Here is a 12,080-nt window from a genome sequence, read left to right on the forward strand (position 1 = left end):
ACAGGCAACCCGTTCTCAACGAGGAGAGCACGTGTCGCAGGAGAAGTCTGTCCAGACCCGGGACGAGGACGGGTACGACTACGACGTCATCGTGGTGGGCTCGGGGTTCGGCGGATCCGTCTCCGCGCTCCGGCTGACCGAGAAGGGCTACCGCGTCGGGGTTCTCGAGGCGGGCCGCCGCTTCACCCGCGAGACGCTGCCGAAGAACTCCTGGGACCTGAAGAACTACCTCTGGGCGCCCACCCTGGGCATGTACGGCATCCAGCGCATCCACCTGCTGGGCAACGTCATGGTCCTCGCGGGCGCCGGCGTCGGCGGTGGCTCCCTCAACTACGCCAACACCCTCTACGTACCGCCGAAGGCCTTCTTCGACGACCCGCAGTGGCGGGGGATCACCGACTGGCAGGAGGAGCTGAACCCGTACTACGACCAGGCCCGGCGCATGCTCGGCGTACGGCTCAACCCGACCATGACCCCCTCCGACGTGCACCTCAAGGCGGCCGCCGAGCGGATGGGGGTCGGGGACACCTTCCACCTGGCACCGGTGGGCGTGTTCTTCGGTGACGGCGAGGACGCCGACGGAACGGTGAAGGCGCGGCCGGGCGAGGAGGCCCCGGACCCGTACTTCGGCGGCGCCGGCCCGGCCCGCCGGGCGTGCACCGAGTGCGGCGAGTGCATGACGGGCTGCCGGCACGGCGCGAAGAACACCCTCAACGAGAACTACCTCCACCTCGCCGAGAAGGCGGGCGCGGTCGTGCACCCCATGACGACGGTCGTGTCGGTCACGGACGACTCCCAGGGCGGGTACGCCGTGGCGACCCTGCCGACGGACGACCGGCGCAAGGGCAGGGGGCGCGTCTTCAAGGCGCGGAAGGTGGTGCTCGCGGCGGGCACGTACGGAACCCAGACCCTGCTGCACCGCATGAAGACGAACGGCCAACTGCCGTACATCTCCGACCGGCTGGGCGAGCTGACCCGCACCAACTCCGAGGCACTGGTGGGCGCGCAGACCGACAACCGGCGCTACCGCACGACGCACGGTGCGCCGAAGGTCGACTTCACGCGGGGCGTGGCGATCACGTCCTCGATCCACCCGGACGAGAACACGCACATCGAGCCGGTCCGCTACGGCAAGGGCTCGAACGCGATGGGCGGCCTGTCGATCCTCCAGGTCCCCTACGCGGAGGGCCGTTCCCGCGCCCTGGCCTGGCTCACGAACGCGGCACGTCACCCGTGGCTGATGGTTCGCTCCCTGTCCAACCGGCGCTGGTCGGAGCGGACCATCATCGGCCTGGTGATGCAGTCGCTGGACAACTCCCTGACGACGTATCTGAAGCCGAACGGCGTCGGCAAGGGCCTGCTGACGGCGCGTCAAGGTCATGGCCGACCCAACCCGAAGCAGATCAGGGCGGCCTCCGAGGCGGCGTCCGTGCTCGCCGCCGAGATCAACGGTTTCGCGGGCAGCAACGTCGGCGAACTGATGGGCACCCCGCTGACCGCCCACTTCCTCGGCGGCTGCCCGATCGGCGACTCCCGCGAGACCGGCGTCATCGACCCCTACCACCGGCTCTACGGCCACCCCGGCATCTCGGTGGTCGACGGCGCGGCGGTGTCGGCGAACCTGGGCGTCAACCCCTCGCTGACGATCACCGCGCAGGCCGAGCGGGCCATGTCGTACTGGCCGAACAAGGGCGAGGCGGATCCGCGCCCGGCGCAGGGGGCGCGGTACGAGCGGCTCAAGCCGGTGGAACCCCGTCACCCGGCGGTGCCGGCCGAGGCGTTCGGGGCGCTGCGGCTGCCGTTCCTCGGGATGCCCGCGGTGCCGCCGAAGCAGTAGCGCCGGAGAGGTGACGAAGGACCTGAGCCCCCCTCCGAGCCCAGGTCCTTCTCCTTGGTGCGAGGCGAACCGCTCACACGGTCCGCCCACGCCCGCGACCGTTACGCGGCGGCGTGGCCCCCGGCCTTGCGGCGCCGCACCGCGAAGATCACGCCACCACCGGCGACGACGGCGACACCGCCGACGAGCGCGATGGTCGGCAGCGCGGAGGAGGAACCGGTGGAGGCGAGGGTGCCGGTCACCTCAGGCGTGCTGCTGCTCGGCTTCGTGGTCGTGACCGGGGCCTTGCCGCCCTCCTGCGGCTTCGTACCGTCGGTGTCGGTGCCGGCTGCGACGATCTGGAACTTGTACGCGATCTCGCCGAGACCGATGCACTTCTCGGCGTTGTCGTCGTAGATCGTCGCGCCGAGTGAGAAGCCGGCGCCGACCGGGGCGGACGACGTGACGTTGATGCGCATCGGGATGTCGATCTCGTAGTCGGGCTTGAGTTCATCGGCGGTGCCGACGTAACCGACCGCGTAGCCGTCCTCGTTGAGGGTCTCCCACTTCTTGCTGTCCGGGTTCCAGGCCTGGAGCTGAACCTGCTTCCTCTTGAACAGGTCGTCGCCGTTCTTGTCGGCAGAGGCCCCGGCGAAGAAGCTGAGATTCTCAAGCGTCGAGTCCGAGTTGTTGGCCACGTTCAGTGAGAACTTGTGCCAACCGCTGCCCGCGGCGATCTTGCCCGGCAGTCCGCTGATGCTGACGTCGGCCTTGGAGTCCGTGCACTCGCCGACGGGCTCGGTGGGCTCGTCGCTCGGCGTGGAGGTGTTGCTCGGTGTGCCGGCCGGGGTGGACTGCGAGGCGGAGGACGAGGCGGAGGAGGACGCCGACTGGCTCGCGGACGCGGAAGCGGAAGCGCTGGAGGACGCCGACTGGCTCGCGGACGCGGACGTGGACGCGCTGGCGGACGACGTGTCGGAGGGCGAAACGGTGGCCGACGGAGACGACGTGTCGTCCGACGCGAACGCGGCCGGTGCCGACAGCAGCGCGAGCGGGGCTATGGCAGCCGTCGCCGCCGCGGCGGCCAGGGCACGGCGAAGCTTCATGAAGACCTCGAAGAGAGTCCGGTGCGCCGCTACGACGCGACGCATCTTGGGGAACCGCCGCGTGGCGGCGCGGGTGTGGCCCGTGATTCGCCAGGTGTGACCTGTGTGCGATGTGAATGGTTGCGCTCACATTCACAGAATTCTTATGTGTGCTGCGTCACACGACACGGGACCGTCGGCAGAGCCCTGGGACGGCGAAAGGCCCCGCGGCGGGGGGACCCCGGCTCGGCGTGGCCGAGGGCTCGGGGAATCCGCGGGGCCCTTCTCCGTCAGCACCGACGTCAGGGCAGCGCCGGTGCCCGGGGCGGCGCCGGGGGGTGCGCCGCTTGTCTGTGTGACCGCCGGTGGTGCGCTCCGGCGCGCGCGAGGAGCGCGCGTGGTGTCGACCATTGGCAGTCGGTGGGAGGAGCGATGCTGTTGTCTGCCAGGGACCGTGCGGGGTGACGTCGACTCTCTGTTCCTCGCATCGTGCTGGATGGGTCACGGCCTCCGCAACCGTTTCGACCACCTCTGAACAGATTCCGCCGGTCGGCTCCGGGCGTCCCCGGAGCCGACCGTTTACTGGTGACCGGGCTGCTGTCCCCTGCCGTCCGGTCACATCCCTGGAGCGAGGTCCCACGACGCACAGCACGATGCGTACGTCTCATCGCTCCAGCGGAGCCACGCGTGGTTCTTTCGGGCCCGCCCCTGGCTGGCACGGACGCCCGGCTCAACGAAGTCGTCATGAGCCCGGTCACGCGCCGTACGGGTGAGGGGATATGCGTACGCACGTCCGCGGAACGCGGATCCGGTCGGGCCCGGCCTCAGATCCGGCCCCGGCACAGCTCGAGCAGGGTCATCGCGAGGGCCGTGCCGGGCTTGCCCAGCGCGTCCCGGTAGTGGCCGAGGACCTCCATCTCGCGGGAGAGGTTCACGCGCCGACCGCCGGAGGCGATACGGGCCTCCTGGATGACGGCGGAGACGGCCATCCGTTCCTGGATGAGGCCGATGATGCGGTCGTCGAGCGAGTCGATGCGTTCACGGGCGTCGCTGATCAGGTTCGCGGCGTCGTCGGTGCGGGCGCCGGTCTTCTCGGTGGCTGCGGTGGCGGTCATGCGGGGCTCCTCGTGGACGGGTGCGCGGTGCCCTGGAGCGACAGGACCCGGGAAACGCCAGGCGCCCCGGACCTTGTCGGCCCGGGGCGCCTGGGAAGTCGCTTGTCAGTAGCTCAAGCAGCACGACCATGGCAGCCGGTGGGCCGGTTGCCATAGGTAAAGACGAAGATCGTCGCACGCTTGAACATGGGGCCAGTATGCCGTGGGGGAAGGCGGCGTCCAAAGCGGCCCGCATGGTGAGACGTGCTCCACAGGCGGCGGCCCCGGCAGCGCGGGACGGCACCCACGGCCACCTCGGTAGAATCGGGTGGCACAAGGACCCGCCCAACCGCCGGAAGGCACCCCGTGTCATCAGCGACCCCCGCTGCCGCCGCTCCCGACACCGTCCTGGTCGTCGACTTCGGTGCGCAGTACGCCCAGCTCATCGCCCGTCGCGTCCGCGAGGCCCGGGTCTACAGCGAGATCGTGCCGAGCACCATGCCGGTGAAGGAGATGCTCGCCAAGAACCCGGCGGCGATCATCCTCTCCGGCGGCCCCTCGTCGGTGTACGAGGAGGGCGCCCCCCGTCTCGACCGCGAGATCTTCGAGTCCGGCGTCCCCGTCTTCGGCATGTGCTACGGCTTCCAGCTGATGGCGCAGACCCTCGGCGGCACCGTCGACAACACCGGAGCGCGGGAGTACGGCCGTACGGCCCTCGCCGTCTCCAAGCCGTCGTCCACCCTCTTCGAGGGCACCCCGGCCGAGCAGTCCGTCTGGATGTCCCACGGCGACGCCTGCTCCGCCGCCCCCGAGGGCTTCACCGTCACGGCCTCCACGGACGTCGTCCCGGTCGCCGCCTTCGAGAACGACGAGAAGAAGCTCTACGGCGTCCAGTACCACCCGGAGGTCATGCACTCCACGCACGGCCAGCAGGTACTGGAGCACTTCCTCTACCGCGGCGCGGGCCTGAAGCCCACCTGGACCACCGGCAACGTGATCGAGGAGCAGGTCGAGGCGATCCGCGCGCTGGTCGGCGACAAGCGCGCGATCTGCGGGCTGTCCGGCGGCGTGGACTCCGCCGTCGCCGCCGCCCTCGTCCAGAAGGCCATCGGCTCCCAGCTGACCTGCGTCTACGTCGACCACGGCCTGATGCGCAAGGGCGAGACCGAGCAGGTCGAGAAGGACTTCGTCGCGGCCACCGGCGTGCAGCTGAAGGTCGTCGACGCCGAGGAGCGCTTCCTCGAGGCGCTCGCCGGGGTCAGCGACCCCGAGGAGAAGCGGAAGATCATCGGCCGCGAGTTCATCCGCGTCTTCGAGCAGGCGCAGGCCGAGATCATCGCCGACGAGGGCCCGGCCGTGGAGTTCCTGGTCCAGGGCACCCTGTACCCGGACGTGGTCGAGTCCGGTGGCGGCACCGGCACCGCCAACATCAAGTCGCACCACAACGTCGGCGGCCTGCCAGAGGACCTCGAGTTCAAGCTGATCGAGCCGCTGCGCAAGCTGTTCAAGGACGAGGTCCGCATGGTCGGCCAGGAGCTCGGCCTGCCGGACGAGATCGTCCAGCGCCAGCCGTTCCCGGGCCCCGGCCTCGGCATCCGTATCGTCGGCGAGGTCACCAAGGACCGCCTGGACCTGCTGCGCGAGGCCGACGCCATCGCTCGCGAGGAGCTGACGGCGGCCGGCCTCGACCGGGAGATCTGGCAGTGCCCGGTGGTCCTGCTCGCGGACGTCCGCAGCGTCGGCGTCCAGGGCGACGGCCGCACGTACGGCCACCCGATCGTGCTGCGCCCGGTCTCCTCCGAGGACGCCATGACCGCCGACTGGTCCCGGCTCCCGTACGACGTCCTGGCGAAGATCTCCACCCGGATCACCAACGAGGTCCGCGACGTCAACCGCGTGGTCCTGGACGTCACGTCCAAGCCGCCGGGCACCATCGAGTGGGAGTGAGCCCGCAGGTCACGTCCGTCTGAGAGTGCGCACCGGCTCTCCGGGCCTCCAGACCTGGACGACGAGGTACGTGTCGTCCTCGACGCAGGTCCTGACGACCTCCGTCAGCTCGGTGCGGAAGAGGTGGAACGGCTCCGGCGGTTCCACCTCTTTCACGTACGCGCCCTTGGTCCTGCCGTCCTCGACCTCCACGGCCCGCCCGCTGATCCGCACATCACCGCCGCCCATCCCGGTGCCCGGCCCCGGGTTCGCCTGGAGCGCGAAGCGGGGGTCGCGGCGCAGGTCGAGTGCCTTGAGCGAGCCGGGCATCATGCCGAGCCAGAGCTCGCCGTTCAGGAAGCGGACCTCCAGACCGGTGGTGCGGGGCGAGCCGTCCCTGCGCAGCGTCGCCAGGACGTGGTGAGTGAAGGAACCGAAGCGTTCCTCGACGGTCCGGGCCAGGTCCGGTTCCGCTTCGGCGAAGGCCGCCCAGCTCGTCGACATGCTCGTTGCTGCCATACGGCGAGTCTGACGCCGATACCCGACATCTTTTGTCGGGTATCGGATCCGCGGGGCGGGGTGTCGTATCCGCCGGTCTCGGGTGTCGGGTCCGCGGGGCTCGGGTGTCGGGCCCGCGGGGCTCGGGCCTGCGGGGGTTGGGCCTGCGGGGCTCGGGTGTCGGGCCCGCGGGGCTCGGGTGTCGGGCCCGCGGGGCTCGGGTGTCGGGCCTGCGGGGCTTGGGTCTGCGGGGCTCGGGTGTCGGGTCGGCGGGGGTTGGGCCTGCGGGGCTCGGGTGTCGGGCCCGCGGGGCTCGGGTGTCGGGCCCGCGGGGCTCGGGTGTCGGGTCCGCGGGGCTTGGGTCTGCGGGGCTTGGGTCTGCGGGGCGGGTCTGCGGGCTCGGGTGTCGGGCGCATCCGGCTCGGGTTCAAGCTGCCTCCCGGCACCGCCTGCGCCGCATCTTTACCAACCAGCGCTGTCATCCTCGCCCGACCGGCGGTACCTTCCGGCCCGTTGACGAAGTCAAGTGCCGGAGGACCCATGCACGGCCCCACTCCGCCCCCGCCCCTGCCCACCGACCAGCTGCGGTTCGCCATGCCGCCGATGCACGAGTCGGTCGAGGACGAGCGACGGCACCGCAAGGAACGGCTCGCGGGCGCCCTGCGGATCTTCGGGCGGCTCGGTTTCGAGGACGGGGTGTCCGGACACATCACCGCACGCGACCCGGAGTTCACGGACTGCTTCTGGGTCAACCCCTTCGGTATGTCGTTCCGGCACGTCACCGTGAGCGACCTGGTGCTCGCCAACCAGGACGGGCAGGTGATCGACGGCCGCTACCACGTGAACCAGGCCGCGTTCACCGTGCACGCCCAGGTCCACGCCGCCCGCCCCGATGTCGTCGCCGTCGCCCACTGCCACTCGGTGCACGGACGGGCCCTCGCCGCACTCGGCGACCTGCTGGACCCCATCACCCAGGAGTCCTGCGCCTTCTACGAGGACCACGCCGTGTACGACGCCTACACCGGGGTCGCCGTCGACGCCGAGGAGGGACGCCGGATCGCGACCGCGCTCGACAGCCGCAAGGCCCTCGTCCTGCGCAACCACGGACTGTTGACGGTGGGCGACTCGGTGGACGCGGCGGCCTGGTGGTTCCTGTCGATGGAACGCTCCTGCCAGGTGCAGCTGACCGCGAAGGCCGCGGGACGCCCCGTCCTGATCGACCACCGACAGGCGGTGGCCACCCGGGAGCAGCTCGGCGGCGACCTGGTGGCCTGGATCAACTACCAGCCGCTGTGGCAGGACATCACCCGCAGCGAACCGGATCTGCTCGGCTGACCCGCCGACGCCGCAACGCCCGGAAGCCGCGCAGCACGACCGGCTGCGTGGCAGCGAAATCCTCGTCCGTTCCGCAGCGGTGTCCGTTCTCGCAGCCGGATCACCAGGGGTATTCCGGCGGCGGTCGGTCAGGGATCATCGACGGCGACCGACGAGGTCAACCGGGGGTTCGCGCTTTCACCCGTCCTGACCGCACCTCAGGGACGCGGAAGGCGTTCCGTACGGCACAAGTCGCTGTCGTCACACGGAAGTTGTACGGCGGGGCCGGGTGGCTCCGGTGAGCGTACGTCCGGCCCGATCGGCGGCCGGGCGCGGGGTGGTGTTCGGGCGCGGGGAAGGCGGCAGCGGCGTGGCGGTGCAGGAGGCGAGGCAGGACGAACGGCGCGGGAGCGGCCCGCGTGCGCACGAGGGTGGCTGCACCTGTGAGGACTGCCCGCACGGCGCACGCGAGGGACACCGGCGCGCGGTCGCCGAGTTCCTGGCGAAGCGGGAGGAGTTCGCGTCCGGGCGGGGACTGCCCGCGGCGGTCGCGCACTCCGCGTCCGCCTCCCGTCAGTGGGTGTCCGACGAGCTGACCCAGTCCGCCGCGGTCGTCGCCGAGCGCGGTCGCGCGGACGCCGAGGCCTGGCTGGGCCGGCTGTGGCGACGCACGGCGATCGCGGTGTGGGGTGCCGTAGGCGTCCTGCTGCTGGCACAGGCGCTCACCGCGATCGGCGGGGGTGGACCGTGGCGCGCACGGCCGGGTTGGTCGCGGCGGTGCTGGTGGGAGCGGCGCTGACCGCCGCGGGGTATCTGCACCGCGCGCGGCGGGGTGTTCGCGCCCGTCATCGGGGAGGACAACCGGCTGTCGACCTCCCGTGCGGTGGCGACGGGCTGGGTGCTGTTCATCCTGTACGCGGTGCTGGTGCTGGTCGTTGAGCTGACGGCGGCCTCGGCCGAGGGCCGGCGCGACGAACTGATCGCCGGGCTCGGCCTCGCGCGCGGCGTGGGTGTGGTGACCGTGGTCGCAGTGATGTGCGGGATCGCGGTGCTGGTGCGGCGGGTGGTGGGGCTGCGGGTGCTCGGTCAGCGGCTGCAGAAGGTGCGCGCCGACCGGCCGCGTGCGGCGGACCTGCTCACGGACGACTCGGGGCGGGGCAGCTTCCCTGACACCCAGTACGTGATCGTCAGCGCGGTCGCCCTGGTCTTCGCGGTGGTACGGCTGGCCCGCCGCCCCGAGCAACTGCCCGATCTGCCGTGGGGACTCGCGCTGCTGGTCCTGGTCTCGGCGGCCACCTACCTCGCCGGGAAGTACGCGGAGGGCGGACGTCCGGTGATCCTCTCGGTGGTCCGGGCGCGGGAGGCGGGGGACCTGGACGCGCCGATCCGCACGGGCGACGACATCGAGATCCGCGGCGCCGGTTTCGTACCGCCCGGCGCCCAGAACGCGGACCGGCTGTCCCGGATGGTGGTCCGGATCGGCTCCGTGCACGTCCATGTCCCGTTGGTCCCGGTCACCGGCGGCTTCAGCAACCCGACGGACACCCTGCTGACGGTGCCGGTGCCGGCGGATGTGGAACCGGGCAGGGTCGAGGTGCAGGTGGTGACGGCTGCCGGGGTGGAGACCAACCGGGTGGCCATCGACGTGACGGAGTGACCGGGCACGGGCTGGGCGAGCAGGCTCCGGAGTCTCGTGACCGCCGGGTGCGGTGCCCCGTTCGGTCCAGCCGGGATGCCTCCGGTCCGCCCTGCCGATCGGGGGCGTCGTCCCGTCGGTCCGGGGCCGATGCGGAACTCCCGGGCCAAGGAGCCGGAAAAGTGTGTGCGCAGTGGTTGAGCGGTTGCCCCCTTTCGTACGTATGGTCTGTTGAGGGCAAGGGTTGGGCACGGCGGGCGAGAGGCGGCGGCACGATGGTTCATGGCATTCGCACGGACTCCCACACCTCCTACGTCGACGAGGGCAGCACCTGGCGGGACACCGCCGTGCGGTACGCACTGCTTCCACTGCGCGTCTTCCTCGGCATCACCTTCATCTACGCGGGCCTGGACAAGCTCACCAACAGCGCTTTCATGCATGCCTCCGGCTCCGGGTCCATCGGTGAGCTGATGCACTCCGTGCGCGGCTCGTCGGCGATCCCGGCCCTGGTCGACCTGGCGTTGAAGCATCCCGTCGGCTTCGGCTACGCCATCGCCTTCGGTGAACTCGCCGTCGGAATCGGCACGCTCGTCGGCCTGTTGGGACGCCTCGCCGCGCTCGGCGGCGCGCTGATCTCGCTGAGCCTGTGGCTGACCGTCAGCTGGGCCTCGACCCCCTACTACTACGGCAACGACCTCGCCTATCTGATGGCCTGGATCCCCCTGGTCCTCGCCGGCACCCCGGTCCTGTCCCTCGACGCCGCCCTGCGGGCCCGACGACGGCAACGCACGGGCGGCTACCGCTGAGTCGGCGGCACCGCGGCCGCCCCCGCCCCTCCGATTCGGCCTGCCGGCCGGCGCGGGGCGCCCGGTGCCTGCGTATCGCGCGGGCCAGCAGGCCGGTCACGGCCGCGAGGCAGAGGCCGCCCATCACGATGGGGATGATCGCGAACCAGGGTGTCTCCCACGCCCCGTCGGCATCACCGACGTAAGCGACGCCCGCGCCGGCCAGGAAGGCCCCGGCCACGAGCCGACCCGGCTGGAACTCATGACGCAGCACGGTCCACCTCCACCTGGCCCACGCCGACCTCGAGGTCGAGGCGGAGCGTGGCCGCCTTCTTCGTCCCCGCCGCGGGGGTGAGCGTCACCGTCCGGTGCTTGCCCGGCTTCACATCCACGTCCTTGTGGGTCTCCCCCGGCAACCGGATGTCGCCCACACCCGTGTCGATGTTCAGCTCCACCGTCGCCTCCCTGGGAACCACCACCTTCAGCTGACCCACCCCCACCTGGGCCCGCGTCGTCACCGTCTGGTTCCCGGCGAGCCTGAGACGGCTGAGATCCAGAGTGCCGACACCGGTGCCCAGGTCGTACTTCTCCCGCACGGCGGCCACCGAGGCCGGCGCCCAGGTGGCACGCCTCCACTGGGTGCCGATGTCCTTCGGCAGGGCCGCCGAGGCGGCGAGCAGGGCCGCCGTGAGTACCGCGAGGAAGACCGACCCCGCCCCCGTACGCCCCAGCAACGAGCTGACCGCGATGCCCACGCCGAACACCACCAGCGCGCACGCCAGGCCCGTCTGCAGACTCGTGCCAAGCGCCCGGTCGTCCCAGGTCAGCAGGGTGCCGAGGCCGCCCGCGAGCAGGGCGAGGAGAAACACCCAGCCGCCGATCCAGCGCGGCCCCCGAGGTCTGTGCCGCTGCTCGGTCCGTATGCGCTCGGCGTAAGAGGAACCGCGGGCGATGGCGACCGCCGCCGCGACGTCTCGGCCGGCGGTGTCGGTCGGGCCCCACAGATAGCCCGTGCCGCCCACGTGGGTGCCGTCCTTGACGATGGGCTCGCGCCACCAGGAGGGGTAGGAGGCGGGGACCGGCGGTGCCGTGGCCTCCGGCGGGGCGTCGGCCACCGCCTGCGTGGTGAGCGGGTCGGCGTCGGGAGCGCCGCGCTGCCGCGACCAGTACGCCGCGCCCGCGAGGAGCAGGGACAGGACGGCGGCGAAGGTCAGCACGCTGCCGTTCCTGAGCATCGAAAGGAAGATGCCGCAGCCCACCAGGGCGAAGAGCACCGCGGCCAGGGCCTGACCGTCGACGCGGCCCGTCAGCAGCTTGCGGATCTCGTTCTCCTCCTCGTCCCCGTAGGGCACGAGGAGCCAGACGAAGCCGTAGAAGATGAGGCCGAGGCCGCCCGCCGCCGAGAGCACCGCCAGCACGATCCGGAAGATCGCCGGATCCATGTCGCACTGCCGGGCCAGGCCCGAACAGACCCCCGCCAGCATCTTGTGCCGCCGGTCACGCCGGAACCGGCCCGGCTCCTCGGCCACCGCCGCGTGGTCGGACGTGGCGGTTCCGCCGCGTCCGGGCATGTCCTTCCCGGCCCCGGCCCGCTCACGCGCGGCCGCACCCGTGCGGGCGCCCGGCTCCCGGTGTCCGCCCGCGTCCTGGCCCATGCCGGCGTCCTCGCCTCCGTTCTCGCGCACGGCCGCATCCTGCCGCACGTCCGCGCCCGCCCGCGCGCGCGGCTCCTCGTTCGCAGCGGACCCGGCAGGGCCGGACGCGGGCACGGCGTGCTGCGGGGCGGCGCCCGGCGCGCCGTCCCCCGGCGGCCGGCCACCCCGCTCCCCGCCGGGGCCGCGCCCCGCGGTGGAGGCGTGCCCCGCACCAGGGCCGTGCCCCGCTGCCGCGTGCTGCTGATCTGTCATGCGTCCATGGTCGCCGCCG

8 protein-coding genes and 1 pseudogene are annotated in these 12,080 nt (G+C 71.7%); 5 read left to right on the forward strand and 4 right to left on the reverse strand.

The window, feature by feature from the left end; genetic code table 11:
* Positions 1-31: 31 nt before the first annotated feature.
* A complete protein-coding gene (locus tag N8I84_RS24350) occupies positions 32-1,837 on the forward strand; it encodes a GMC family oxidoreductase N-terminal domain-containing protein (protein ID WP_263231506.1) in 1,806 nt (601 codons plus the stop codon).
* Between the two features lie 101 nt (positions 1,838-1,938).
* Here the strand turns inward: N8I84_RS24350 and N8I84_RS24355 are convergent, their stop codons facing one another.
* A complete protein-coding gene (locus N8I84_RS24355) occupies positions 1,939-2,967 on the reverse strand; it encodes an LPXTG cell wall anchor domain-containing protein (RefSeq protein ID WP_313884281.1) in 1,029 nt (342 codons plus the stop codon).
* A 758-nt stretch (positions 2,968-3,725) separates the two neighbouring features.
* Positions 3,726-4,016, reverse strand: a complete 291-nt coding sequence (locus N8I84_RS24360; RefSeq protein WP_103837487.1) for a chorismate mutase — start codon at positions 4,014-4,016, stop codon at positions 3,726-3,728.
* Positions 4,017-4,361: 345 nt separating this feature from the next.
* On the opposite strand from N8I84_RS24360, the gene guaA reads away from it, so the two are divergent.
* The gene (gene guaA, locus N8I84_RS24365; protein ID WP_263231509.1) at positions 4,362-5,942 is read left to right on the forward strand and encodes a glutamine-hydrolyzing GMP synthase; all 1,581 of its coding nucleotides are present in this window, start codon (positions 4,362-4,364) and stop codon (positions 5,940-5,942) included.
* 9 nt (positions 5,943-5,951) lie between these two features.
* On the opposite strand, the gene N8I84_RS24370 is transcribed toward guaA, so the two are convergent.
* Positions 5,952-6,425 carry a pyridoxamine 5'-phosphate oxidase family protein gene (locus N8I84_RS24370; protein WP_263234874.1) on the reverse strand — a complete coding sequence of 158 codons (474 nt, stop codon included), beginning with the start codon at positions 6,423-6,425 and terminating at the stop codon, positions 5,952-5,954.
* Positions 6,426-6,959: 534 nt separating this feature from the next.
* Between N8I84_RS24370 and N8I84_RS24375 the strand changes: the two genes are divergently transcribed.
* The 3 genes and pseudogenes from N8I84_RS24375 to N8I84_RS24385 all read left to right on the forward strand — a co-directional run bounded on the left by N8I84_RS24375 (position 6,960) and on the right by N8I84_RS24385 (position 10,175).
* Positions 6,960-7,754 (forward strand): class II aldolase/adducin family protein, encoded by a 795-nt coding sequence (locus tag N8I84_RS24375; protein WP_263231511.1) that lies wholly within the window; start codon positions 6,960-6,962, stop codon positions 7,752-7,754.
* Positions 7,755-8,103: 349 nt separating this feature from the next.
* Positions 8,104-9,390, forward strand: a pseudogene (locus N8I84_RS24380) (hypothetical protein).
* A 254-nt stretch (positions 9,391-9,644) separates the two neighbouring features.
* The gene (locus tag N8I84_RS24385) at positions 9,645-10,175 is read left to right on the forward strand and encodes a DoxX family protein (protein WP_263231513.1); all 531 of its coding nucleotides are present in this window, start codon (positions 9,645-9,647) and stop codon (positions 10,173-10,175) included.
* Between the two features lie 239 nt (positions 10,176-10,414).
* Here N8I84_RS24385 and N8I84_RS24395 read toward each other — a convergent pair whose 3' ends face one another.
* On the reverse strand, positions 10,415-12,061 hold the full coding sequence (locus N8I84_RS24395; RefSeq protein WP_263231514.1) for a PspC domain-containing protein: 1,647 nt from the start codon (positions 12,059-12,061) through the stop codon (positions 10,415-10,417).
* Positions 12,062-12,080: the final 19 nt, after the last annotated feature.

The sequence above is a fragment of the Streptomyces cynarae genome, assembly GCF_025642135.1.
In the GTDB taxonomy this organism is placed as follows: Bacteria; Actinomycetota; Actinomycetes; order Streptomycetales; family Streptomycetaceae; genus Streptomyces; species Streptomyces cynarae.